This window comes from Buchananella hordeovulneris (assembly GCF_001907235.1).
Taxonomy (GTDB): domain Bacteria; phylum Actinomycetota; class Actinomycetes; order Actinomycetales; family Actinomycetaceae; genus Buchananella; species Buchananella hordeovulneris.
Map to the genome: position 1 here is coordinate 45,923 of NZ_MQVS01000012.1, position 24,000 is coordinate 69,922.

Here is a 24,000-nt window from a genome sequence, read left to right on the forward strand (position 1 = left end):
AAACGGTCCGAAAGCACGACGCGATCTTCTGGAACACCTGTCCAACATGCGAACAGGGGTCGAAGTAGTCGCCCACCCAGACTTACCGTCCCGCGGTAAGTGTCTTTCGGGCAAGGTGGAACATGACGCAAAAAACCGCTCCCGCGCGCGAACAATGGTCCGGGCAGTACGGCTTTCTTCTCGCAGCTATCGGCTCAGCCGTCGGCCTGGGCAACATCTGGCGCTTCCCCGGAGTGGCGTACTCCAACGGGGGAGGAGCATTCCTCCTGCCCTACCTTGTGGCTCTCCTCTTCGTCGGCATTCCCGTTCTGCTCTTCGACTACTCCATCGGGCACCGCTTCCGCGGTAGCGCCCCCACCATCTTTCACCGCATATCCCGGCGCGCCGAATGGATGGGCTGGTTCCAGGTCCTAATCTGCTTCGTCATCATGTGCTACTACGCCGTCATCATCGCCTGGGCCGCCGCCTACGCCTGGTTCTCGGTGACCAAAGCCTGGGGCAGCGACGCAGGCACCTTCTTCTTCTCCGAATTCCTCTCCCTGCCCGCCAGCCACCGCCTCACCATCACCCCCGATTGGAGCGTCCTCGCCCCCCTGGCAGGCGTATGGGCAATCTGTCTCTTCATCATCGCCCGCGGCGTGGCCAAAGGACTGGAAAAGGCAAACCGGGTGTTCATGCCGCTCCTCGTCGTCCTCTTCACCGCCCTCGTGCTGCGCGCCGTCTTCCTCCCCGGCGCCCTAGACGGCCTGACCGCCTTCTTCACCCCAAACTGGGCCGCCCTCACCCAAACCTCCGTCTGGATGGCAGCCTTCGCCCAAGTCTTCTACTCGCTGTCCGTGGGCTTCGGCATCATGATGACCTACTCCTCCTACCTCAAACGCCGCGCCAACCTGGGAGGTACCGGGCTCGTGGCGGCGTTTGCCAACTCATCCTTCGAAATTCTCGCTGGCGTCGGGGTCTTCGCGGCCCTCGGCTTCATGGCATTTCAACAACAAGTATCAGTGGGTGAATTAGAGAACATCTCGGGCGTCTCGCTGTCCTTCATCAGCTTCCCCACCATTGTCACCATGATGCCGGGCGGCCCGATCTTCGGCCTGCTGTTCTTCACCTCCCTGGTGCTGGCCGGACTAACCTCCCTCACCTCCCTGCTGCAGGTCGTCACCGCCGCCGTGCAAGAAAAGTTCCGCCTCACCGCCGCCACCGCGGCGCTCGCGGTCGGGATACCCGCGGCCCTGGTCTCCATCCTCCTCTTTGGCACGACCTCCGGGTTGTATTCGCTGGACATCGTCGATAAACACATCAACGAGATAGGCATCGTCTTCATCGCCTCGACCTACCTGCTCTACGCCAGCGTCGGCAAAAAGCTCCTGGGGGAGTTGCGGCACTCCTTGAACATCGTCTCCTCGGTTCACGTGGGGCGCTGGTGGGCCATCGCTGTTGGCTATCTGATTCCGGCGGTCTTGCTGTACATGTTGCTCACCACGGCCTGGAGCTTGCTCACTAACCGATACGAGGGCTACCCGGTGTGGATGCTCGTGACCCTCGGGGGCGGCTGCCTCCTGTTTGCCGCTGTCGTCACCGGATTGCTTTCCCTTCTGCGGTGGCGGCGCGTCGACAACTTCACTCCGCTCACCTTGCCCGCCCAACTCCCGCCCCGCCCGGTAAAGAACGGGAAGGAAAACTGACATGCCTATCGACGCGATCCTGCTGATGTTGGCCGCCTTTGCGGTGGTTTGGGGCGGGCTGGTGGCCAGCATCGTCATGCTTGTCTTCAAGCCCCAACCTCTCGACGTCTACGACAGTGAGGCGGACGACGCCCTGCTGCTGCCAGGCTACGAAGCCCTTGGGAAGGACACGTAGCGCCCGCACATGTTAGCCGGGGCGCGCGTACCTGCCCGCCCCGGCTAACATGTGCCTGGCCCATACCCACCTTCTAGGAGAGCCATGCATCGCCTCGTTGCTTTCGATCTGGACGACACCCTGGCCCCGTCGAAGTCCCCCCTGCCGACCGAAATGGCCCAGGCCCTGTCGGATCTGCTGGATGCCGTCGAAGTCTGCATCATCTCCGGCGGGCAGATGGGGCAATTCACTGCGCAGGTGCTCTCCCACCTGCCCCTGGCCGATCAGCAGGCCCGCCGCCTGCACCTGATGCCGACTTGCGGGACCCGCTACTACACCTGGGACGGGAGCCAATATGCCCTGCGCTACGCGCACGATCTGACGGACTGCCAGCGTGCCGATGCCATGGCGGCGTTGGAAAAGCAAGCCAAACGGCTCGGTCTGTGGGAGGCCGAGCCGTGGGGGGACATCCTGGAAGACCGGGGCTCCCAGATAACTTTTTCCGCCCTAGGGCAGCAGGCGCCGCTCGCGGCCAAGAAAGCCTGGGACCCGACCGGGGAGAAGAAGGAAGCGCTACGGGCCGCCGTTGCCCCGCTATTGCCGGAACTGGAGGTGCGTTCCGGCGGCTCCACCTCGGTGGACATTACCCTCAAGGGCGTGGATAAGGCCTACGGTATTAGGCGACTGGCCGAAGAAACCGGTCTGGCCTTGGCCGACATGTTGTTCGTTGGTGACCGCCTCGACGAGGGGGGAAACGACTACCCTGTCAAAGCGCTCGGCGTGCAGTGCGTGGCGGTACGCGGTTGGCAGGATACCGTCCAAGTGGTGCGACAGTTTTTGGCGGCCCGGGCGGCTTAGCCGCCCGAGCCGCCGCGGGTCGTTAGGCGACCGGCTCCAGAGCAGCGGCCCCGAAGGAGACCGAGAAGTCCTCACACCACAGGTCCACCGTTGGCCACTGGGCCGGGTCAAAGTCCGCGGGCAGGTCATAGACCTGGTTACCGAGGTTGCCCTTGAGCGGGGCCACATCCAGATGCGGGTGGTCAGCGGCCGTGAACCAACCATCGCGCCCCTCCACTACCGGGCCAGCCGACAACCACACCCGCACATCGGGGCCCAGGGAGGTAGACAAGTTCTCGAACACCAGCTGGTGGCTGCCGTCCGGCAAGCGCACGATGCTGGCCCGCCCGGAGGTGTCGTGCTCGTGCGAGATGAAGGTGCCTGCCGCAACCTCGCGCGCCACCTCTTCACTCGGCGCGGGCTCCGAATCCTGCGGGGCGGGGGTGGACGGGGCGGGTGTCGCGGCGTCCGTCGGCACGGGGGAGGAGCTGGCAGTCGCCGCTCCCGGAGCGCTTGGGCTCACCGCGGCCGACGGGCGGGTGGCCACCGTGGGCAGGGCGTCGTCTACTCGCTTGTCGATGAACAGCAGCCACGGCTGAAAGAGGACTAAAGCAACTATCAGCGCCACGGACCCGATAGCCCCAATGATCATCCACTTCTTTTTGCGCACAGGAACTCACCTCACGTTTCGGCAATTGCAGTCATTTAGCACTTGCCCCAACGCCTCAAGCCCTCACACTTGTTCCCAACCCCTTTAGTGCGATACGCCACCCTGCCTGGCCGGGCACCTGGCCGTCCCAGCGTGCAGTGACGCGGCCGTCTGCTCGCACAAACAACACCGTAGGGGTCGCGCGCACCTGGAAACGTGCGGCGATATCAAAGTGCTCCGCCACATTTATCTCCACGAGGTTCACCTGCGGGTAGTCCCGCAAAGCCAGGTGGGCGCGGGTGCGGGCCGCTTGACAGGGGCGGCACAGGGGGGTGGCCAGCAGCACGACGCTGCCGCCTGTTCCCCAGTGGTCGCCCACCTCTCGGGGATCCACCCAGTCGCCAACTGCACCTATCACGCGCCTACCGTAGCTGGATTGGTGCCGTGGTTGCCCAACCGGCACACTGGGGGCATGCTCATCGAACTGTCGCAAGCTGACGACCCCCGCCTGGTGGATTACACGGGGCTGACCGATGTTGCCCTCCGCACCCAGGTGGAAGAGCCCGCAGGCCTCTACATGGCGGAGTCAACCAATGTGATAGCTCGGGCGGTGGCGGCCGGCCACCGGCCCCGCTCGGTGCTGGTGGCTCCCAAGTGGCTCGCCGCCCTGGCCCCAGTGCTGCGTGCGGCAGGTGGGCAGGCTGATGGGGGAGACATTCCCGTCTTCGTGGCCCCCGAGCCGCTCCTCCAGCAGATCACGGGCTTCCACCTGCACCGCGGGGCCTTGGCGGCCATGGTGCGCCCCCAGTTGGCGACGGTGGAAGACGTTTTGTCCCGCGCCCGGCAAGGACGGGGGGCCCGTCGGGTGGCGATCTTGGAGGGATTGGTGGATCACACCAACGTGGGGGCCGCGTTTCGGTCCGCCGCCGCCTTGGGTATCGACGCGGTGCTGGTGACCCCCACCTGTGCCGATCCGCTCTACCGCCGTAGCGTACGCGTGTCGATGGGGGGAGTATTCCAGGTGCCGTGGACCCGCATCGGGCCCTGGCCCAACCTGGAGGTGCTGCACGCGGCGGGCTTTACCGTGGCGGCGCTGGCGCTCAGCCCCACCGCGGTGACTTTGGACGAATTCGTGGCCAGCGGGGTGCTGGAGAAAAAGGTGGCATTCGTCTTCGGGGCGGAAGGCGACGGCCTGGCCCGGCACACCATCGCGACGTGCGACCAAGTAGTGCGCATCCCGATGGCCGGGGAGGTGGATTCCCTGAACGTGGCGGCCGCAGCCGCGGTGACGTTCTGGGCAACACGACCGGCGGGAGGTACAGATTAGGGGTTTCCGCAGGCGTGGCAACTCGGCGTGTCCTCCACAGGCAGGCAGCTAGCTATTGCCTCCTGCCGGTACCAGCCGGACAGTGAAGCCTCTACCAACTGTCTGGAGGTTGTCATGGCCCACTCATCAACCCTGCCGCCCACTGCCGTTGTCGACGCATCTGCCAGCTGCCCACCAAGCGGCATGTACGGCCCGCGCGGCTGGAGCGTACAGGGAGGCATCTGGGAGATACTCACCCCCCACCTAGAACTAGACAACTGGGATCTGCTCAGTGCCCCCGCGGCGCGGGTGGTTGGCGGTGCGCCAGTCGCCGACTATCTCGCTTTCAGCGGGGTGGGAGCCAAGACCGCCCGGTTGCTGCTGGACGCTCTGCCCGCCGCCGCCTTGGCGGATCGACAGAACTACGGTCCCAGCTTGGGCGCCTGTCCGCGTGCCAGTCTGGCACACCCGGAGCTGCGGCTGGCCGGCTACGGCATCGGCCCGCAGCGCGGCGACGAACGGGTCACCGTCACCACGCTGGTAGTGCGCGACTTTCCCTGCCGTGCCGTGCCGACGCACCACAGCTGCCAATGTGAGTGCGGTGCCCTGTGGCAAGCGGTAGCACACCGCTATCAGCTTGACGCCGTACACCCACCCGACGAGATCACGCAGGTGTGGGTAGGGGCCGGACAATTGGAGGCCGCCTGGCGTCTGTGGTGGGACTGAAGGCGGTCGGGACGTCGGGCAAGTCCCACTAGGCTGAAGGCATGCTTTACCGTGCCCTTTTCCGCGCTGTGTTTGCCAAAATGGATCCCGAAGTGGCCCACGAACGGACCATCTGGGCCCTCGGGAAAGTCGGCAAGTGCCAGGCCACTGAACGGGCACTACAGCTGCTGTTTGCCCGGCGTCCGCGCCGCCTGGCCCCAGCTCGCCACGGCGAAAGACGCTCACCGTTTGCCCGGCCCATGCGTGCCATCGTCGGGCTCGCGGCAGGGATGGACAAACAGGCCACCGCCGTAGAAGGGCTGGCGGCCCTCGGCTTCGGTTTCATCGAGATAGGTACCGTTACTGCTCACCCGCAACCCGGCAACGACAAGCCGCGACTCTTTCGGGTCCTTAAGCAGCGGGCGATAGTAAACCGAATGGGGTTTAACAACGAGGGCGCCGAGGTGGTGGCCCGGCGGTTGGCGGCTCTGCGCGCCACCAAACGCGGGCGCAGCATCATCGTCGGGGCCAACATCGGCAAATCCAAGGTCACCCCGCTGAGCGAGGCAGTGGGGGACTACACCTACTCCGCGCGGCTCTTGGCCCGCTGGGTCGACTACCTGGTGGTCAACGTTTCTTCCCCCAATACCCCCGGGCTGCGTGACCTGCAGGCAGTGGAGTCGCTGCGCCCCATCCTCACGGCGGTGACGCAAGCCGCCGACGCGGCTGCCGGGCGGCGGGTGCCGCTGTTCGTCAAGATTGCCCCTGACCTAGACGGCACCGACATCGACGCGGTGGCAAGCCTCGTCCGCGAACTGGACCTGGCCGGCGTGGTGGCCACCAACACCACCATCGACCACCACCACGAAACGGGCGGTGGGGGCCTGTCGGGGCTGCCGTTGCGGGAGAAGTCTCTGGGGGTAGTACGGCGCCTGCGGACGAGCCTGGGACCGGACAAGGCCATCATCGGGGTCGGCGGTATATCCTCCATCGCCGATGCCGAGGCCATGCTGGCGGCCGGGGCCGACCTCCTGCAGGCGTACACGGCCTTCATCTACCAGGGCCCGGCTTGGCCGGGGCGCCTCAATCGGGCCTTGGCCGAGCGGGGATATCTGCCTTTGTAGCTGGTGGGGGCACCGGGCCCCCACCAGCCCGCCGACTACCGGCGCGACGGTGTGCCCGTGCCGATGAGGGCTGGGTCGCGTTCAATTACCCCAGCCAACGCAACATCAATGCGTTCGAGCACCTCGGCGGGCAACACCACCCCTGCGGCCTTGACGTTTTCTCGCAGCTGCTCGGGGCGCGAGGCCCCGACGATAGCGGCACTAACGTTGTCGTTTTGCAACACCCAAGCCACCGCCAGTTGGGCCATCGTCAAGCCCAGCTCCGCCGCAATTGGCTCCAAACCCGCCACCGCTGTCAGGACATCGTCCCGCAGGAAACGAGAGATCATCTGCGCCCCGCCCTTGTCGTCGGTGGCGCGCGAACCAGCTGGGGCTGGGGCGCCCGGTCGATACTTGCCGGTCAACACGCCCTGCGCCACCGGAGACCACACGATCTGCCCGATTCCCAGCTCTCGGCTGGCGGGAACTACTTCCTCCTCAATTACCCGCCACAACATCGAATACTGAGGCTGCGAGGAGATCAACGGCACGCCCATTTCCCGCGCCAGCGCCTGCCCGGCCCGCAACTGTTCCGCGCTCCATTCCGAAACCCCGATGTACAGCGCCTTGCCTGCCCGTACCACGTCAGCGAACGCTTGCATGGTTTCCTCTAGGGGCGTGTGGTCGTCCCAGCGGTGAGCCTGGTAGAGGTCGACATAGTCCATCTGCAAACGCCGCAAAGACCCATCAATAGACTCCATGATGTGTTTACGTGACAGCCCCCAGTCGTTGGGGCCGCCGGGGCCGGTGGGCCAAAACACCTTGGTAAACACCTCAAGGCTTTCGCGGCGCAGTCCCGCCAGGGCCCGCCCTAGCACTTCCTCCGCCGCGGTGTTGGCGTACACGTCTGCCGTGTCGAACGAGGTGATGCCCACATCCAGCGCGGCCTGCACGCAAGCGGTGGCCACCTCGGCTTCCACCTGGGAGCCGTGCGTTAACCAGTTGCCGTAAGTGATCTCAGAAATCTTCAGGCCCGAACGGCCCAAGTAGCGGTAATTGACCATACTTCACCCTACGTCGCCGCCCAGCCGCTCGGGACGAAAAAGAGGTGGGAAGCGGTTTCGCTTCCCACCTTCGCCCCTCAGGAGGGGAACTGCCCCCGGCCTACCTGCGGACGGGGCGCGCGCAGGCGTCGTGGCATGAACGAACGTGAGAACGCGTAGAAACGGGTAAACCGCGGGATCTGCTCGGCAGCAAACTTGGCCTCCAGGGCTTGGCCTACCTTTCGCGCCGCGAGCAGCGAGTCAGCAAAGGCCAGGATGAACAGCGCGTAGATCGCCACCAAAGACCACACGGCCAGCCGCGGGAGAAACGACGCCAACACGAAGGTCGCCACCATCATCAAAAGCATCAGCGGCAACGTGAACTGCCCGATGCAGAAACGAGCATCGATCCAATCGCGTGCAAAACGTCTGGCTGGGCCCTTGTCGCGGGCCGGCAGGTAGCGCTCGTCGCCAGTGCGCAGGGCCTCCTGCTGGCGGCGGAACGCCTCATCCCGCGCCTGCCGCTGCGCGGCCCGCGCCGTTTTCCGGGCGGCCTCGCGGTCTGGCGGTACTAACGGATGGAGACGTTTGGCTTCCTGCTCCCGCCGCTTAGGAGTAGGCCTGCCCTTACCACCCACCTTGCCGGAGGGCGACTCGGCCGCCGGGGTGGGCGCGTCGGCGGCAGATTTCTTCCGAAAGCTCATTGGCACAGGTTAGACGAAACGGTTCGGGCGCGCCCAGTTGCCGCTAGGGTCCGCGGCGGCAGCGGTAGGGTGGCGCCATGACTGAATCGCCCACCGTTGCCGCGTTACTAGCTGCCGTCGATGCCCGCTTCGAGCAAGCCCTGCAGGACCTAGAGGACTTCATCCGCATCCCGTCGGTCTCGTCGGCCAGCTTCGACCAATCCACCCTCGAAGACTCCGCCCGCTTCGTGGCCGAGCGGCTAACAGAAATTGGGCTGCAAGCCCACATCACCCGCGGCAGCAACCCGGATGGCACCCCCGGCCGTCCCGCCGTGATCGCCACTAGTCCGACGGTGGCGGGCACCCCCACGGTTTTGCTCTACGCCCATCACGACGTGCAACCCGGGGGCGAGGCGGAGGCCTGGTCCACCCCCGGGCCGTTCGTGCCAGTCCGCCGCGACGGCCGCCTGTATGGGCGCGGTAGCGCCGACGACGGAGCGGGCATCATCGCGCACCTGGGGGCGCTGCGCGCCCTCCGGGACGTCTTTGGCCCCGAGCTGCCCCTGGGGGTGGCCGTCTTTATCGAGGGGGAGGAGGAGTCCGGTTCGCCATCTTTCGCCAACTTCTTGACCGCACACCAGGCGGAGCTGGCTGCCGACGTCATCGTCGTCGCCGACTCGGCAAACTGGACCACCACCACCCCAGCACTGACGACCTCCTTGCGGGGGGTAGTCGATTGCCAGGTGGAACTGCGGGTCACCGACGGTGCGTTGCACTCGGGCATGTTCGGGGGGCCCATCCTGGATGCCGTCACCCTCATGGCGCGCCTGATTGCCACTTTGCACGACGAAAACGGGGACGTGGCCATCGCCGGTTTGGTGGCCCGCGACGACGCCGAGGTCGACTACGCCGAAGAGACCTTCCGTGCCGACGCTGGGCTACGGGACGGGGTACAGCTGGCCGGCACCGGCGACCTGGCGGCCCGCCTGTGGACCAAGCCAGCAGTCAGCGTCATCGGACTGGATGCCACCAGCGTCGCCAATGCCTCCAACACCATAGCCCCGGCGTGCCGGGCCGCCATCTCACTGCGAGTGGCGCCCGGCCAGGACACCGCGACCGCGATGGACGCCCTGGTTAGCCACCTGCAAAACCACGCCCCCTTCGGCGCCGAGGTGACGGTCACCCCCGGGGACCTGGGACCGGCGTTCGCGGCCGACGTCAGCGGCGCCGCAGCGAGCGCCAAGCGTTGGGCCCTAGAGCGGGCCTACGGCGAGGCCCCTGTCGGCATTGGCATGGGCGGTTCGATCCCGTTTATCTCCACCTTCCGCGACACCTACCCCCAGGCGGAGATCCTCGTCACGGGCGTAGAGGACCCCCATTCCAAGGCACATTCGGAGGACGAGAGTCTGGACATCGAGTCGCTGCGCAAGATCGTGGGGGCGCAGGCGCTGTTCCTGGCCCGGTTGGCGGGGCAAATCTGATGCAGATCCGGCTGCACGCCTGCGCGGCGGAGGCGCAGGCGGCGACACGGCTAGCCCGGGCCGTGCAGGCCGGTTGGGACTCGGTGGCCCCCGCCACGTGGGAGATCTCCTCCTCCGTGGTGGCTCCCCAAGTACGGGACAAACAATTCACCGGCATCACGCTGCAGGCCCCGCCGCTGCCTGCCGAGTTGGCGACCACCACCGATCTGGTGCTGGTGGTGGTCGCCAACCTCGACCACCGGGCTGGCGGGGCCGCCGACCCCACCCCCGTCACCCAATTTGCCGCCGCCGCGGCGGAACTGGCTGTGCCCTGCCTCGTGTTGGCGGGACGCAGCGAGGTGGTGCGCCGGGAATACGCCGACATTCCGCTCACGCACGTGGTGGCGCTGGCCTCCGACGCGGAGACGGGGAACAACGGGGTAGTGCCGGACGTTGAGCCAGCGCAGGCTCACCGTGCCGCCGCCCGCCTGGCGCGCACGTGGGCAACTTGATAACCCAAGGTTCGTTCTGGGCCGACAAAAAGCGTAGAATCGCGACGGCCTAACCGAAAGCAGGAAGACATGACTGAAGCTGTTGCCACGCATGATGTGACTCTGACCGACGCCGCCGCCACCAAGGTGCGCTCGCTGCTCGAACAGGAAGGCCGCGACGACTTGCGTTTGCGGGTAGCGGTGCAGCCCGGAGGGTGCTCTGGCTTGATCTACCAGCTCTACTTCGACGAACGAGTGCAGGACGGCGACGCCATCCGGGACTTCTCTGGCGTCGAGGTCGTTGTGGACCGCATGAGCGTGCCGTACCTGGCCGGGGCGACCATTGACTTTGCTGACACGATCGAGAAGCAGGGTTTCACGATCGACAACCCGAACGCCAAGGGCTCGTGCGCCTGCGGCGACTCCTTCAACTAATCTTCCCTGCCCCCGTGGCGTCGGCCTGGCGCCCCAAGTATTGACGATGGAGAGACCATTGCGCCGTAGTTATTTGGCCGTTTTGGCCGCCAGCACCCTGGCACTTACTGCCTGTTCCACTGCAGGTGGGCAGGCAGGCCAGTCAACCAGCCCGTCGGCGGTGGCATCCGCCTCCGCCTCGACTTCGGCCGCGCAGGAACAGCGGACCTGCGCGACCGCAGAGGGTGTTTTCGACCTGAAAACTGGGCAGGACGCCAAGCCGTCCCTGGAAAAAGAGATCGCTGGGGGAGCGGCCAAGGTACAGGGCGGGCGCGGCCAATGCCCGGTCATAACTTTCGCGGGTGCGGCACCGAAGGAACTCAAGGTCGATGTTTTGCTCGAGGGTGACGGCCCGGTGGTGGAAAAGGGCGACTGGTTGACGGCCGATTACTACGGCAAGACTTGGGACGGCGTGGTGTTTGACACGTCGTTCGACCGGCCGGAGCCTCTGCGTTTCGAGCTGGTCTCGGAGGAAGGCCGGGGGGTCATTAAGGGGTGGACTGAAGGGCTGGCTGGCCGCAAGCTCGGCGACCGGGTGGCGTTGACCATTCCGGCTTCTCTCGGCTACGGCGAAGCCGGGGCGGGAGACAAGATAAAGCCCAACGAGACCCTGGTGTTCATCGTGGATCTGGTGGCCGCCGAGAAGCCCGCCGAGTTGTTGACCGCCTCCAAGGGGGGCCAACTGCTCGAGCCGCCTGCCGACTTGCCATTCAAGATGGAAGGTGAGCTCGGTAGTGAACCCGAGATCGTGGTGAACAAGGACGCGGCGGCTCCCACCGAGGTGGCGCTGCGGCTGCTGTCCTCCGGCACCGGGCAAGAGCTAAAGGCCGACGACGTGATCACCCTAGCGATTAAGCAGGTGGCGGTACCGGACGGCAAGGTGCTGAGCAACACGTGGCAAGACAAGGACTTTTCGCGTAACCAGGTGCCGATCGCGAACCAGCCGCTGTTCAAGGAGTTGGTCGGCCAGCAGGTGGGTGCCCGTTTCGCGATGCTGCTGCCGGACGATGGCGCGGTTGGCCCGTCGGTTGCGGTAGTCGAGGTGGTCAGCGTGGCGGGTCCCGTCAGCCGGGACTAGTGCTGGACGCATAACTGTGGGGCCGGGAAAATCCCGGCCCCACAGTTGTTTCTCCGCCGCAATCAGACCAGCTGCGCGGTGGTAGCGCGCGCCAGGCGCGCCGCCACGTCGTCCCAGTTGACCACGTGCCAGAACGCCTTGACGTAGTCGGCCTTGACGTTCTTGTAGTCCAGGTAGAAAGCGTGCTCCCACATGTCGAGCATGAGCAACGGCTGGGTAGCCACCGGGATGTTGCCCTGCTGATCGGTCAGCTGGAAGATAACCAGCTTGCCGGACACGGCGTCGAGGGCCAGCACCGCCCAGCCGGAGCCCTGCAGGCCGAGGGCTGCCGCTCCGAAGTGGGCCTTGAACGCGTCGAACGAACCAAAGTCAGCGGCGATCTTGTCCGCCAGCTCGCCGCTAGGAGCCTCAGCCGCGTTAGGGGTGAGGTTCTTCCAGAAGATGGAGTGGTTGGTGTGACCGCCCAGGTGGAAGGCCAGGTTCTTTTCGTACAGGTTGATGGCGGCCCAGTCGCCGGCCGCGCGCGCCTCTTCCAGTTTGGCCAATGCGGCGTTGGCCCCATCGACGTAAGCCTGGTGGTGCTTGGAGTGGTGCAACTCCATGATGGTGGCGGAGATGAACGGCTCGAGGGCGGAGTATTCGTAGTCAAGCTCAGGCAGCGTGTAGACGCCCATGGTTCTCCTTAATGAAAGACAGAGATGGTGGGACTCAGGTCCCAACCTCACCCTAGCGGCTTTGGCAACGCGGGGCGAAGTCCGGCCGCTACGATTAGCCCGGACGTTGCGTGTGGGCATGAAAGGTTGGACATGAGTCAGTACACCGACTTGTTGGTTTATAGCGACGACGCCTCGGTGCGCCAGGCCGTGATCCGGGCAGTGGGCCGCCGGGCAGGCAAAGGCTTGGCCCCATCGCGCTGGATGGAGGCGGCCACCCCAGAGGGGGTGCGGCAGGCGCTCGCCGAACGCGACTTCGCGACCTTGGTGCTCGACGGGGAGGCCGCCAAGTTGGGCGGCATGGGACTGGCGAAAGAACTGGCGCAGGAACTGGAGAAGGTTCCGCCAGTGATCGTGCTGGTGGCCCGGCAGCAGGACGAATGGTTAGCCACCTGGTCCGGGGCGCGGGCGGTGGTGAGTGAACCGTTGAATCCGCTGACTTTGCAGGAGGCCATCGCGGCCGCAGTGGCAGACGGGCAGGCAGCCTGATGCCCCAGGCAGTTATTGATTGGCCCCAAGTTCTGTCGCACTTGGTGGCCCGGCAGGATTTGACGCCCGCCGAGGCGTCCTGGGCAATGGACCAGATCATGTCCGGGCGCACCTCCCCGGTACACCTGGCCTCCTTCTTGGTGGCTTTGTCTGCCAAGGGGCCGAGCGCGGAGGAGATCGGGGCCTTGGCCGCCGTGATGCTCGATCACGCGATCAAGCTGGAGGTGGGCACCCACGAGGCGGTGGACCTGGTGGGCACCGGAGGGGACGGGGCGCACTCCGTGAACGTCTCGACCATGGCCGCGCTGGTGGTGGCCGCCACCGGCACCCCGGTGGTGAAACACGGCAACCGGGCCTCTACCTCCAAGTGTGGCTCGGCCGACGTGTTGGCGGAATTGGGGGTAGATCTGTCCGATTCCCCGGAGGTGGTGGCCTCGATCTTCACCGATGTCGGCTTGGGATTCTGCTTTGCTAACGTTTTCCACCCGGCGATGCGGCACGTGGCGCAGGTGCGGCGGGAGCTGGGGGTGCCCACTGTTTTCAACGTGCTCGGACCGTTAGTCAACCCGGCCCAGCCGCGGGCAAACTTCATTGGCTGTGCCCGGCAGCCGCTGGCCCCCATCATGGCCGATGTCTTTGCCCGGCGGGGGCAGGACGCCATTGTCTTCCGGGCCCGCAACGGCCTAGACGAATTAACAACCGCGGCAGTTAACGACTTATGGGTGGCCACCGGCGGCCAGGTAACGCACTTGGAACTGGATGCGGTGGCGGAGCTGGGCCTCGCTCCTTCCACGGTGGCGGACTTGCGGGGAGGCGATCCGCAGTTCAACGCGCAGGTAGTGCGGGATCTGCTGGCAGGCCAGCAAGGGCCTGTGCGCGACACGGTGCTCCTTAATGCGGCCGGTGCCCTAACCACCTACGAACTAGCTGAACACGGCCCTGCGGCGCTGCGGGAGCGTCTCCAAGTTAACCTGGTGCGCGTCGCCGCCGCCGTGGATTCTGGGGCGGCCGCAGCCGTGCTGGCGCAGTGGGTGCGGGCCAGTCAAGAGCGGGCCTAGTCTGCTGGGCTGCCCGCCAGCAGGGTTAGGTGGCGGCTGGCTCCGCTGATACTCACCGCCAGCGGCACCGCGCCCGCTACTTCCACCAGGCGCGTGCCGGGGGCGTACAACCAGGCCGCCAGCAGCCCGGTTTCTTCGGCGCTGGCGGCCCCACCGACCCGTGTCGGTGCGGGCACCGGTTCGGCCGTGGCTTGTAAGTGCGCGACGAGGGGGCGCGGATCCTCCCCGGGGCCGCTCACCCCCACGGCCGCCAGGCGGCCGTAACGGATGACAACTAGCTCCCAGCCGCCGCCCTCCCGCCGACGAGCGGCCACGATCTGGTCGGCGGCAAAGAGGGGGCGCAATTGTTCGGCGCGGGCCGCGCCGCGTACAAATGCGGCCAGCCGCGCGGTGACTTGCCCCGCCTCCTCGTAGCGCAATTGCTCAGCCAGCTGCCGTATTTGCCGCAGGGTGGGCAGGATGAGCGCTGCGGGGGTGTGCGCCAGCATTGAGACGGCGGTCGCCACGGGATCGGACTGGCAGTGTGTCCAGGCAGGCCGGGCAGCGGCAGGCAGGCAGGGGGCCAGACACTTGCGCAACTCCAGCAGGGGACAGGCCTGCGCAGTCGCCGTGGGGGCAGCGGGCAGCCGGGTGGTGCACCGTCGCAACGGCACCAGGTCCGTCAAGGCCGCGGCTGCCAATTCGCCAGCCCGCCGCCCTGCGAACGGGCCAATTGCCCGCTCCACGTCTGCTAACGGCACATTGCGCGTCAGTGTCAGCCGGGGGTGAGTCTCCGCGGTAAGCGCCAGCCACTTTTGCCGGTGGGGATGCTTGGAGCGGCGATTGTAGGGCGGGGATAGTTCGGCGATCAGTCGCAACTCCTGCACGTGAGCCTCCAGGGCGGTAGCGCACTCGATGTGCCGCACGGCATGCGCCAGATCCAGCATCGGCCCGATGAGGGAACGCTTCTCGGCCGCGGTGAAGTAGGAGCGCACCCGGCTCCGGAGGCAGGTGGCTGCTCCCACGTAGAGGACTTGCTCAGCGGCGTCAACAAACAGATACACACCGGGTGAGGTGGGGAGCTGGTCAGCGAGGCGGGACTTGCGGCGCCGCCGGGCCGGTACCGGGTCGGCCGCGTGTGGCAGGTCCGCCAGGTGAGTGACCCCGAGGGGGGCTAGCTGTTCCAGCAGTCCGTGGAGCACGTCGACCGTCGCGCGCGCGTCGTCCAAGGCTCGGTGGTTCGGCGTGGTGGCAGCCCCGAAATAACGAGCCAGGGTCGCCAGTCGATGGTTGGGTACCTGCCCGCGCAGGGACCGCCGGGCCAATGTCACCGTGTCCAAAATCAGCGGCTGCGGCCAGTCGTAGCCTAGCGTGGCCGCCGCCGCCTTCAGGAAGCCGACATCGAACGGGGCGTTGTGGGCGACCAGCACGGTGTCCGCCCTGTCCAAACCCGCAAACTCCAAAAATGCGGGATAGGCGCTGGCAAGCGGTGGCGCGGTGGCCACCATCGCGTTGGTGATACCAGTTAATGCTGTGATCTGGGGCTGAATGCTCGTGCCCGGATTGACCAGGGTGCCGAACTCTCCCAACACTTCGCCCCCACGCACCTTGACCGCGCCAATCTCAGTTATGGCGTGGCGGTGGGCTGAGGTGCCGGTGGTCTCCAGGTCCACCACCACGAAAGTCACTTCCGACAGCGGCGTTGACAGCCCCTGCAGGGAAAGCTGCAGCGCCGGGCCGTCGCTGTGTGGATCGCCCGCCAGCTCGAAAGGATCACGCACCACGGCTCCACCCTACGGGGAGCCGCTCACATTCACACCACGGCCCCGTCGTCGGCATCGGCGGCGCTGGCTCGGCGCATGCTAGTGAGCAACAGCACAAACCCGACCGCTAGGCCCGCCAGTCCCGGCAACCCCACCAGGGAGCGCGCCAGGCCGGTGAGGAATACGCTGGCAAGCACCGCGAGTATGAGGCCCCCACCCAGCAGCAACCAACCCGCCACCACCCGGCTGCGGGCCCCGCTGCTGATTGGCGGCGCGGTCGGCACGAAGTCGTCGGCGGGGTCGGCAAGCACGTAGTCGCGCGGGCCCGCCGCCGGCGCCCCAACTGCCCCGGCCCGGCCCGCTCCCAGGCGCGAGAACTCCGGATCATCCGCCACTTGGGAGATCAGCTCGTCAAATTCGTCGTCCCGGCGCATACGATTCCCCTTGCCCATAGTGCGCACCCTAGACTAACGGCGCTCCCTAAGCTGTATCGGAAGGCTGGTCGTGCTTTACCACGTTATGCGTTTCACTCTCGGTCCCCTCATGCGCCTGAGCTATCGCCTGTGGGTGGAGGGGAAAGAAAACCTCCCGCGCACCGGCCCGGTGATCCTCGCCTCCAACCACTTGGCCGTCATCGACTCCTTCTTCACTCCACTGTTGGCGGGGCGGGACGTCTACTTCCTAGGCAAGAGCGACTACTTCACCGGCAAGGGCCTTAAGGGGGCGTTCGTGCGGGCCTTCATGAAGGGCGTCGGCGTCATTCCGGTGGATCGAGCAGGTGGCAACGCGGCGCGGGCCGCCCTGGAGGCGGGGCTGGCGGTGCTGCGAGAAGGCAAGGCTTTCGGCATCTACCCGGAGGGCACCCGCAGCCCAGACGGGCGCCTGTATCGCGGCAAGACCGGTGTGGCCCGCCTCGCGTTGGCCTCCGGTGTGCCGGTCGTACCGATCGCCATGATCGACTCGCACCTGGCGCAACCGATCGGTAAACGGCTGCCCAAACTGGGGTCGCGCGTCGGTTTGCGGATCGGGTCACCGCTCACCTTTACCCACCTGCAGGACAAGGCCGAAGATGCCGCCACCCTGCGGGCGGTCACCGACGAGATAATGACCGCCATCCAGGCGCTGTCTGCCCAGGAATACGTCGACATGTACGCCGCTACCCGCAAAGCCGAGATCGCCCGCGAAGAGCGCGGCTAGCGCCGGGACTTTGGCAGGCAGGCAGCGGCGTGAGTATTGCATAGACTTAGGGAGTCCTCGCCGCGCAGCGGCACCCCCGGGCCGTGTGCCCGCAAATGGAAGGTAATCAATGACGGTTCGTCGCGTTGCTTTGTTGACTGCCGGTGGCTTCGCCCCCTGCTTGTCTTCTGCTATCGGTAGCCTCATTTCGCGCTACACCGAGATCGCTCCCGAAGTCGAGATCATTGCTTACCAGTACGGCTACCACGGCCTGCTGACGGGCAACAAGATCGTGATCGACGACGAGGCCCGCCAGAAGGCGCATCTGCTCCACAACTTTGGGGGATCGCCTATCGGCAACTCCCGCGTCAAGCTCACCAACGCCAAGAACCTGGTGGAGCGGGGGTTGGTGGAGGAAGGCCAGAACCCGTTGGAGGTGGCCGCCGAGCAGTTGCGGCGGGACGGGGTGGATGTGTTGCACACCATCGGCGGTGACGACACCAACACCACCGCCGCCGACCTCGCGGCCTACTTGGCCGAGAACGACTACGCATTGACCGTGGTGGGGCTGCCCAAGACGATCGATAACGACGTGGTGCCGATCCGCCAGTCCCTCGGCGCCTGGACCGCAGCCGAGGAGGCCGCAGAGTTTGCGCGCAATATCATCGGTGAGCACCGTTCCAACCCGCGCATGCTGATCGTGCACGAGGTCATGGGCCGCAACTGCGGGTGGCTGACCGCTGCTGCCTCCGCCGAATACCGGCGCTGGTTGCAGACCGTCGAGTGGGCCCCCTCCATTGGCTTGAGCCAGGAACGGTGGGACATCGACGCCATCTTCCTGCCCGAGATGAAGATCGACCTGGACAAGGAGGCCGCCCGCCTCAAAGCCGTCATGGATGCCAAGGGCAACGTCAACATCTTCCTGTCTGAGGGTGCCGGGGTGCCGGAGATCATCGCCGAGATGGAAGCTGCGGGCGAAGAGGTACAGCGCGACCCGTTCGGCCACGTCAAGCTCGACACCATTAACCCGGGCCAGTGGTTTGCCAAGCAGTTTGCGGCCCGCATCGGAGCCGAGAAGGTGATGGTGCAAAAGTCGGGCTACTTCTCGCGGTCGGCGGCTGCCAATGTGCGCGACCAGCTGCTGATCAAGTCGATGGCGGACCTCGCGGTGCAGTCGGCCTTTGAAGGCAAGGCCGGGGTGATTGGCCACGACGAGGAAGACGGTGACCGGCTGAAGTCGATCCCCTTCCCCCGTATCGCAGGCGGCAAGCCGTTCGACATCACCGCACCGTGGTTTGTGGAGATGCTGGCCGAGCTCGGGCAGGACCTGGTGCCGGCTGACGCGCCTGCCGGACACTGAGCACTGTCCCGGGGGCGGGCGGGCAGCGGCTGCCCCGCCCGCCCCCGGCGCACGTGTGGGGCTTCTGTCTGTGAGACGTCGCGCGGCAGACCGACATCGTTTCAGTATCCTGGCCGCGTGAACGAGAAACCCAGTCCGTTGCCCGCCACCTGGCGAAGTCTGCCTGCGCGCCAGCAGCCTGCCTATCCGGATGCGGCGCAGGTGGCCGCCGTCGTGGCGGAATTGCGTACACGTCCGCCGCTGGTTTTTGCCGGGGAGGTGGATGCCCTCCGGGAACGCCTAGCGCAGGCCAGCCGGGGGGAGGCTTTCGTGCTCACCGGCGGCGATTGCGCGGAGACCTTCGCGGAGTCGACAGCTGACCACCTACGGTTGAAGATCCAGACGATCTTGCAGATGGCGGTGGTCCTCACCTACGGGGCGTCCCTCCCGATCATCAAGATGGGGCGCATGGCCGGGCAGTATGCCAAGCCACGCAGTGCCGATCTGGAGACCCGCGCCGGGGTAACGCTGCCGTCCTACCGGGGTGACGCAGTCAATGGACACTTGTTCACGCCTGCCGCGCGCACCCCCGACCCGACGCGCCTGCTGGATGCCTACCAGCGCAGCGCCACGTCGTTCAACCTCATTCGGGCGTTCACGATGGGGGGCTACGCCGACCTGCGCCACGTTCACCAGTGGAATCGGGGTTTTACCGCCAACCCGGCCTACGCCCGCTACGAGCAGCTGGCGGGGGAGATCGATCGGGCCATGCGCTTCATGGAGGCGGCCGGTGTCGACTTCGATCGGCTGCGCACCGTCGACTTCTACTCGTCGCACGAAGCGCTGCTTTTGGAGTACGAGGACGCCATGACCCGGGTGGACTCCCGCTCCGGCGAGCTATACAACACCTCCGCCCACTTTCTCTGGATCGGGGAGCGCACCCGCGAGCTGGACGGGGCGCACGTGGAGATGCTGCGCCACGTGCGCAATCCGTTGGGCGTCAAGGTCGGTCCGCAGGCCTCCGCTGACGAGTTGCGGGCGCTGGTGGACAAGCTCAACCCGCACGGCGAGGAAGGGCGGCTGACGTTCATCACCCGCATGGGTGCCGCCGCAATCACCGAACACCTGCCGCCGCTGCTGGCGGCGATGCAGGCTGATGGCCGCCCCGTTGTGTGGGTGTGTGATCCGATGCACGGCAATACGATCAGCTCGGCCTCGGGCTACAAGACCCGGAACTTCGACACGATCCTGGCGGAGGTGGAAGGATTCTTCGCCGCGCACCAGCAGGTGGGGACCGTCCCCGGCGGCATTCACGTGGAGCTGACTGGCGACGACGTCACCGAGGTACTTGGGGGAGCCGAGGAGATCGACGACGGGGCCCTGGCTCGGCGCTACGAAACTCTGGTTGACCCGCGGCTGAACCACCAGCAGTCACTCGAGTTGGCCTTCCTGCTGGCGGAGATGTTGCGGAGCCAGTGACGGGTGGGGGCGCGGAAGGGCGGCGCGCCCCCACGGCTAGACGTAGCGGACGGTGACGGTGCTGCCTATCGGCACCTGGGTGCCCGGTGCCGGGTCGAGAGACCGAATAGTGCCGAAAAGACCGCCGATGACCGCATCCGTTTTCACCACCAGGCCCAGGCCCTCCAGTTCCTTCACCCCTTCATCTATATTCTTGCCGATCAGGTTGGGGATCTCCACCAGGGCGGGGCCTTTAGAGAGCAACAGACTGACGGGCGAGCCGGGCACCAGGTCCGTAGCGGCTTGCGGATCCTGGGAAATGACGTGTCCCGCGGGCACGTCGTCGTGATACTCCTCGGCTAGCTGCACGGTGAAGCCCGCTGCCTCCAAAGTCTCCTGCGCTTTTTGCTTCTCCATGGACACCACGCTCGGCACTGGCACCGGCTTGGGGCCCAGCGACACCACCAGTGTCACCTCGCTGGAATGGTCCACCCGGGTGCCCGCCGTGGGGTCGGTGGCGATAATGACCCCGGCCTCGACTTCAGCGGAGTACTCCTCGCGGCGCACCGAGGCTGCCCCCAGGCGATTGCTGCGCAAGATATCGGTGGCGTTGGAGACGGTGCGGCCAGTGACGTCAGGCACCGTCACCTGCTCCTTTCCCAGAGAAACCTCCAGGGTTACTGTCTGGCCCCGTTTGAGCCGTTCGCCGGCGGCAGGTTTGGAGGAGATGACATTGCCCTTGGCCACCTCATCGTCGTGGCGTTGGGTGGTCAGGGTCGCAAAGCCTTCGAACTCCAGGGCTGAGCGAGCTTCGCTCTCACTGATGCCCGCCACCTTAGGGATGGAAGAGTAGGCGCCCGGGCCGTTCTGGTAGTACCAGGTCGCGAAGATCCCGCCGACAGCAGCTAGGGCGAGGAGCACCACGGCAGTCACGATCCAGCTGGTGTTGCGCCGCTCCCGCACCTTGTGGGGGCGGCGCTCAGGAGCCGCTGCGGAGGCAGGCAGGCGCGCCACCTCTATCTTCGGCAACACAGCCGTGGCGCCTGGCCGTTCACTGCTGAGCTGTTCGGTGGGGGCGGCCGCGTCGACCTGACTGGGGGCAGCCGCGCGCCTGGCGAGCGTGTCCGCGTCCAACTGTTCCCGGCACCTGCGCACGAGCGCAAGTGCCGCAGCCCCGTCCGCGGGGCGCTCGTCGGGACTCAACGTGGTGAGCGCAGCCACCACCTCATCGACCTCAGTGGGCAGCCACGGCACGCTGAGGGAAGGAGCGGGCACTCCCTCGTTGAGGTGCTTAAAAGCCACCGCAACGGGGGTCTGCCCCGTCAGGGGCTGGCGCCCCGTAATCAGCTCGTAGAGCATCACGCCGACGGAGTAGATGTCAGCCCGCGCATCGGGGGTGGCTTCGCTGATTACCTCGGGAGCCAGGTACGCCACCGTCCCGAGGACCCCGCCGACAGCGTTGGTGGCCTGAGTTACTGCCCGCGCCAGCCCAAAGTCTGCGACCTTGACGCCGCCTTCGCGCGGCAGCAGCACGTTCTCGGGCTTAATATCCCGGTGCACCAAGCCGATGCGATGGGCCGCCGCCAAGGCATTAAGCACATGCTCGGTGATAGCCAACGCCTGCCCCAGGCTCAGGGTGCCGCGCCGACGGAGGTGGGTGCGGAGGTTTGGACCTGCTATGTACTCCATAGCCAGGTACGTCAGCTGGCCATCGCTGCCCTGGTCGTACACGGCGACGACGCCGGAGTGTGCCAGACGGGCTGCGCTGCGGGCTTCGCGCTGAAAGCGCTCCAAGAAGTCGGGAGTCTGGGCATAGGTGGGGTGCAGGATCTTCAAAGCTACAAGCCGGTCCAGGCGGCGATCAAGGGCGCGATAGACCGTGGACATACCACCGATATCGATGCGTTGCTGCACCAGGTAGCGGCCGTCCACCAACGTGCCCAGGAGCGGATCTTCCTGCCCAACGGGCCGTTCAGAACGCGCAAGGGTGTCGGTGGATTCTGCCGCGGGGGGCTGTCCAGCGGCGGATGCCGATGACTGTTCGGCGGGGGCCGCCCCCTCGGCAGGGGACGGCAAAGACTCATCGTTCGGTGCGCAAACCACAACCGCATGCTATCTAGTGGCGCGCGCTCGGTCGGGCAGGCGCTACGGTTGCGCCATGGATTGTGAATTGCTTCCCGTGGTTGAGGTAGCTGAATTGTTGGGAGTGCGCCACCAGGTGGTGCGCTCTTACTTGCAAGATCACACGCTGCTGGCCAGCGTGGGCGCCGACAAGGTGCGCCGCATTCCGCGGTGCTTTTTGGATGAGCAGGCCCGGCCGGTCACCCCGGTGGCGGCACTGCGGGGCACGGTGATCTTGTTGCTGGACGGTGGAATGAACGAGGCAGAGGCCGTGGAGTGGCTGCTAGCTGAAAACGACTCGCTTGGGACGAGCCCGATTGCGGCCCTGCGGGCCGGGCGCGTGCACGAGGTACGCCGGGTGGCAGCCTGCCTGGCGTTGTAGCGCCCCTACGCAGAGCGGGCAGTGAGTGCGGTAGCGAATTCGGCAAATAGCGCCCGCGGGGCCTGCCCCTGCGGCAGGTTGGCCAGTGCCGCGGTGGCAGCCGCCACCTGCTGGGCGATCAGCGTCTCGTGGGCCGCCTCGCCTCCGCTAGTGCGCATGAGTTCACTCACGGCCTGCACCTGCGCCTGAGCGGGGGTAGGCGTGGAATAGACGTCTGTTAGCAGGGCCCGTCCGGCGGCATCAGTGTGTTGCCACGTCAGTTCGAGCAGCGCGGTGCGTTTGCCCTCGTGAATATCGCCCCCCGCGGGTTTACCAGTGGTGCGGCTGTCGCCGAAGACGCCTAGGGCGTCGTCTCGCAACTGGAACGCTATCCCCAGGGGGCGCGCCCAGGCGCGTAACGGTTCCACTTGCCGAGCAGAAAGGCCGCCCAACAGGGCCCCAATCACCAGTGGATACTCCACTGAATAGCGCCCGGACTTGTAGTCCAGTACTTCTAGGATCGTCTCTAGTCCACCCGGAGTGCCAACCGGCTCAGTTTGGGCACGCACATCCAAGAACTGCCCGAGTTGCAGCTCGGCGGCCATTTGCTCGTACTGCCGCAGGGCGGGTTCGGCTTCCGGCACGACGCCGGCAGCTCGCCGAAACTCGCGCTGTGCCTGCACCAGTAGCAGATCGCCGAGCAAGATGGCGGCGGCCGCGCCAAACTGGTCAGCGCTGCCCCGCCGTTGTTTGGCGGCGTGCTGTGCGGCCGCCGCGCGATGCACGGTGGGTTGACCGCGGCGGGTAGCTGAGGCATCCATGAGATCGTCGTGAACGAGGGCTGCTGCTTGGAATAGCTCCACGGCGAGGGCCCCACCGCGGGGGGCAGGGGAGAGGGAAGCGTCGCCGGTGGCGTACAGCCAACCCAGGGCCAGCAGTTGCGCGCGGGTCCGCTTCCCCCCACCCAGCAAATTCTCCGCGAAATCTAGCAGTTGGACGGCACCGGGCAATCCGGCAAATTCTTGCCGCAGCTGCCGCACGTGTGTCGAGAGATCGGCATCGACTGTCTGGCGGACGGCCGCGCGAAACGGCGAGCAGTTTGGCATGGGGGCAACGATAGCGTGGGGGAGCGCGGTAACATGCTGGCACGTTTTCCATACGCGGGGGTTGAAATGGCTGTTTTGTTGTCCTACCACGGGGAAGAGTCAGAGGCGGCGTTGCGCGAAGCGATGCGCATCGTGGGGGCGATGGGGGACAAGCTCGTGGTGTTACTAGCCCCGTCCGACCGCGAGGGTGCGGTGTCGGCACAGGAGGCAGCCGACCACCTGTGGGACCGTTTCGAGGCTGCGAACCTGCCCGCCGCAATTCGGTACGGCCGCCCCGACGGGGATATTGCCGGGCAAGTGTTGGAGCTGGTTGACGAGGTGCAGGCCACGATCATCGTCATTGGGTTGATGAAGTCGGCACACGAGGGCTCGTTAGCGCTCGGGAAGCACGCCAAACGTATTTTGCTGGAGTCATCAGTGCCAGTTTTGACGGTGGCTTCTTGACGGACGTCAGCATCAGGCGTTACCGTCTTGACAAAGCGTGTTATTTGCGTATAAGGTGAGCGCGTTTTTATAATGTCGGCGACGTTCCATCCCGCCGACGGGCCTCCCGCCGGTGCGCGGTAAGTAGTTCTTCAGTCGAAAGGCCACGATTGTCACCCTCAAAGTCGACCCCGAGTGCCGCGAAACAACAATCTGCCGAGCTGTCCGCTGACGAGCAGCCGGTCGTCCCGGTGGGCGGTGAGGACAAGCCCGCCAAGAAGACCACCAAGCGTGCCACCAAGAAGGCCGAGGCGGCGGTGGAGGGTGAGGACAAGCCCGCCAAGAA

The 24,000-nt window shown here is 66.1% G+C and carries 26 protein-coding genes; 17 read left to right on the forward strand and 9 right to left on the reverse strand.

The window, feature by feature from the left end; translation table 11 throughout:
• The first annotated feature begins 122 nt into the window (after positions 1-122).
• The 3 genes from BSZ40_RS09975 to BSZ40_RS09980 all read left to right on the forward strand — a co-directional run bounded on the left by BSZ40_RS09975 (position 123) and on the right by BSZ40_RS09980 (position 2,697).
• Positions 123-1,685 carry a sodium-dependent transporter gene (locus BSZ40_RS09975; protein WP_073825933.1) on the forward strand — a complete coding sequence of 521 codons (1,563 nt, stop codon included), beginning with the start codon at positions 123-125 and terminating at the stop codon, positions 1,683-1,685.
• A 1-nt stretch (position 1,686) separates the two neighbouring features.
• Entirely contained in the window at positions 1,687-1,860 is a 174-nt protein-coding gene (locus BSZ40_RS11685) for a MetS family NSS transporter small subunit (protein ID WP_124852680.1), read from the forward strand.
• Between the two features lie 84 nt (positions 1,861-1,944).
• A complete protein-coding gene (locus BSZ40_RS09980; RefSeq protein ID WP_073825934.1) occupies positions 1,945-2,697 on the forward strand; it encodes an HAD-IIB family hydrolase in 753 nt (250 codons plus the stop codon).
• Between the two features lie 22 nt (positions 2,698-2,719).
• Here the strand turns inward: BSZ40_RS09980 and BSZ40_RS09985 are convergent, their stop codons facing one another.
• Entirely contained in the window at positions 2,720-3,346 is a 627-nt protein-coding gene (locus BSZ40_RS09985) for a DM13 domain-containing protein (RefSeq protein ID WP_245794010.1), read from the reverse strand.
• A gap of 55 nt (positions 3,347-3,401) precedes the next feature.
• Positions 3,402-3,743 carry a thioredoxin family protein gene (locus tag BSZ40_RS09990; protein WP_158020896.1) on the reverse strand — a complete coding sequence of 114 codons (342 nt, stop codon included), beginning with the start codon at positions 3,741-3,743 and terminating at the stop codon, positions 3,402-3,404.
• Between the two features lie 54 nt (positions 3,744-3,797).
• Between BSZ40_RS09990 and BSZ40_RS09995 the strand changes: the two genes are divergently transcribed.
• The 3 genes from BSZ40_RS09995 to BSZ40_RS10005 all read left to right on the forward strand — a co-directional run bounded on the left by BSZ40_RS09995 (position 3,798) and on the right by BSZ40_RS10005 (position 6,460).
• Positions 3,798-4,652: a TrmH family RNA methyltransferase gene (locus BSZ40_RS09995; RefSeq protein ID WP_073825940.1), complete on the forward strand. Its 855-nt coding sequence runs from the start codon at positions 3,798-3,800 to the stop codon at positions 4,650-4,652.
• Between the two features lie 114 nt (positions 4,653-4,766).
• On the forward strand, positions 4,767-5,357 hold the full coding sequence (locus BSZ40_RS10000; protein ID WP_073825942.1) for a hypothetical protein: 591 nt from the start codon (positions 4,767-4,769) through the stop codon (positions 5,355-5,357).
• Between the two features lie 41 nt (positions 5,358-5,398).
• The gene (locus tag BSZ40_RS10005) at positions 5,399-6,460 is read left to right on the forward strand and encodes a quinone-dependent dihydroorotate dehydrogenase (protein ID WP_073825945.1); all 1,062 of its coding nucleotides are present in this window, start codon (positions 5,399-5,401) and stop codon (positions 6,458-6,460) included.
• Between the two features lie 35 nt (positions 6,461-6,495).
• Here the strand turns inward: BSZ40_RS10005 and BSZ40_RS10010 are convergent, their stop codons facing one another.
• Positions 6,496-7,503, reverse strand: coding sequence for an aldo/keto reductase family protein (locus tag BSZ40_RS10010; RefSeq protein ID WP_073825947.1), 1,008 nt, complete (start codon positions 7,501-7,503; stop codon positions 6,496-6,498).
• A gap of 77 nt (positions 7,504-7,580) precedes the next feature.
• Positions 7,581-8,186 carry a DUF3043 domain-containing protein gene (locus BSZ40_RS10015; protein ID WP_073825949.1) on the reverse strand — a complete coding sequence of 202 codons (606 nt, stop codon included), beginning with the start codon at positions 8,184-8,186 and terminating at the stop codon, positions 7,581-7,583.
• Between the two features lie 77 nt (positions 8,187-8,263).
• Here BSZ40_RS10015 and BSZ40_RS10020 point away from each other — a divergent pair, with 77 nt between their 5' ends.
• The 4 genes from BSZ40_RS10020 to BSZ40_RS10035 all read left to right on the forward strand — a co-directional run bounded on the left by BSZ40_RS10020 (position 8,264) and on the right by BSZ40_RS10035 (position 11,668).
• A complete protein-coding gene (locus BSZ40_RS10020; protein ID WP_073825951.1) occupies positions 8,264-9,646 on the forward strand; it encodes a dipeptidase in 1,383 nt (460 codons plus the stop codon).
• Positions 9,646-10,137, forward strand: a complete 492-nt coding sequence (locus BSZ40_RS10025) for a hypothetical protein (RefSeq protein ID WP_073825953.1) — start codon at positions 9,646-9,648, stop codon at positions 10,135-10,137. Before BSZ40_RS10020 ends, BSZ40_RS10025 begins: the two co-directional genes overlap by 1 nt.
• Positions 10,138-10,206: 69 nt before the next feature.
• Positions 10,207-10,551 carry an iron-sulfur cluster insertion protein ErpA gene (erpA, locus tag BSZ40_RS10030; RefSeq protein WP_073825955.1) on the forward strand — a complete coding sequence of 115 codons (345 nt, stop codon included), beginning with the start codon at positions 10,207-10,209 and terminating at the stop codon, positions 10,549-10,551.
• A gap of 46 nt (positions 10,552-10,597) precedes the next feature.
• Complete coding sequence (locus BSZ40_RS10035; protein ID WP_084542792.1) at positions 10,598-11,668, forward strand: FKBP-type peptidyl-prolyl cis-trans isomerase; 1,071 nt, start codon at positions 10,598-10,600, stop codon at positions 11,666-11,668.
• Positions 11,669-11,730: 62 nt separating this feature from the next.
• Here the strand turns inward: BSZ40_RS10035 and BSZ40_RS10040 are convergent, their stop codons facing one another.
• Positions 11,731-12,342, reverse strand: coding sequence for a superoxide dismutase (locus tag BSZ40_RS10040; RefSeq protein ID WP_073825960.1), 612 nt, complete (start codon positions 12,340-12,342; stop codon positions 11,731-11,733).
• A gap of 132 nt (positions 12,343-12,474) precedes the next feature.
• On the opposite strand from BSZ40_RS10040, the gene BSZ40_RS10045 reads away from it, so the two are divergent.
• Together BSZ40_RS10045 and trpD are read left to right on the forward strand one after the other, a co-directional pair.
• Positions 12,475-12,870 carry a hypothetical protein gene (locus tag BSZ40_RS10045; protein WP_073825962.1) on the forward strand — a complete coding sequence of 132 codons (396 nt, stop codon included), beginning with the start codon at positions 12,475-12,477 and terminating at the stop codon, positions 12,868-12,870.
• Complete coding sequence (gene trpD, locus BSZ40_RS10050) at positions 12,870-13,928, forward strand: anthranilate phosphoribosyltransferase (RefSeq protein ID WP_073825965.1); 1,059 nt, start codon at positions 12,870-12,872, stop codon at positions 13,926-13,928. The genes BSZ40_RS10045 and trpD overlap by 1 nt, the downstream gene beginning before the upstream one ends.
• Here trpD and BSZ40_RS10055 read toward each other — a convergent pair.
• Both BSZ40_RS10055 and BSZ40_RS11955 read right to left on the reverse strand, forming a co-directional pair.
• Positions 13,925-15,691, reverse strand: a complete 1,767-nt coding sequence (locus BSZ40_RS10055) for a DEDD exonuclease domain-containing protein (protein ID WP_245794012.1) — start codon at positions 15,689-15,691, stop codon at positions 13,925-13,927. The two genes, trpD and BSZ40_RS10055, sit on opposite strands and share 4 nt — an antisense overlap.
• A gap of 29 nt (positions 15,692-15,720) precedes the next feature.
• Entirely contained in the window at positions 15,721-16,122 is a 402-nt protein-coding gene (locus BSZ40_RS11955; protein ID WP_158020897.1) for a hypothetical protein, read from the reverse strand.
• 52 nt (positions 16,123-16,174) lie between these two features.
• Here BSZ40_RS11955 and BSZ40_RS10065 point away from each other — a divergent pair, with 52 nt between their 5' ends.
• The 3 genes from BSZ40_RS10065 to BSZ40_RS10075 all read left to right on the forward strand — a co-directional run bounded on the left by BSZ40_RS10065 (position 16,175) and on the right by BSZ40_RS10075 (position 19,664).
• Positions 16,175-16,867 (forward strand): lysophospholipid acyltransferase family protein, encoded by a 693-nt coding sequence (locus tag BSZ40_RS10065; protein ID WP_185695764.1) that lies wholly within the window; start codon positions 16,175-16,177, stop codon positions 16,865-16,867.
• Between the two features lie 109 nt (positions 16,868-16,976).
• Entirely contained in the window at positions 16,977-18,206 is a 1,230-nt protein-coding gene (locus BSZ40_RS10070) for a pyrophosphate--fructose-6-phosphate 1-phosphotransferase (protein WP_073825973.1), read from the forward strand.
• 117 nt (positions 18,207-18,323) lie between these two features.
• Positions 18,324-19,664 carry a class II 3-deoxy-7-phosphoheptulonate synthase gene (locus tag BSZ40_RS10075; RefSeq protein WP_073825975.1) on the forward strand — a complete coding sequence of 447 codons (1,341 nt, stop codon included), beginning with the start codon at positions 18,324-18,326 and terminating at the stop codon, positions 19,662-19,664.
• Positions 19,665-19,700: 36 nt separating this feature from the next.
• Here BSZ40_RS10075 and pknB read toward each other — a convergent pair whose 3' ends face one another.
• Positions 19,701-21,746 carry a Stk1 family PASTA domain-containing Ser/Thr kinase gene (pknB, locus tag BSZ40_RS10080; protein WP_143180944.1) on the reverse strand — a complete coding sequence of 682 codons (2,046 nt, stop codon included), beginning with the start codon at positions 21,744-21,746 and terminating at the stop codon, positions 19,701-19,703.
• Between the two features lie 55 nt (positions 21,747-21,801).
• Between pknB and BSZ40_RS10085 the strand changes: the two genes are divergently transcribed.
• On the forward strand, positions 21,802-22,146 hold the full coding sequence (locus BSZ40_RS10085) for an Rv2175c family DNA-binding protein (RefSeq protein ID WP_073825978.1): 345 nt from the start codon (positions 21,802-21,804) through the stop codon (positions 22,144-22,146).
• Positions 22,147-22,151: 5 nt separating this feature from the next.
• Here BSZ40_RS10085 and BSZ40_RS10090 read toward each other — a convergent pair whose 3' ends face one another.
• Positions 22,152-23,231 carry a polyprenyl synthetase family protein gene (locus BSZ40_RS10090; RefSeq protein ID WP_073825981.1) on the reverse strand — a complete coding sequence of 360 codons (1,080 nt, stop codon included), beginning with the start codon at positions 23,229-23,231 and terminating at the stop codon, positions 22,152-22,154.
• A 66-nt stretch (positions 23,232-23,297) separates the two neighbouring features.
• Here BSZ40_RS10090 and BSZ40_RS10095 point away from each other — a divergent pair, with 66 nt between their 5' ends.
• The gene (locus BSZ40_RS10095; RefSeq protein ID WP_158020898.1) at positions 23,298-23,675 is read left to right on the forward strand and encodes a universal stress protein; all 378 of its coding nucleotides are present in this window, start codon (positions 23,298-23,300) and stop codon (positions 23,673-23,675) included.
• The last annotated feature ends 325 nt before the right edge of the window (positions 23,676-24,000 follow it).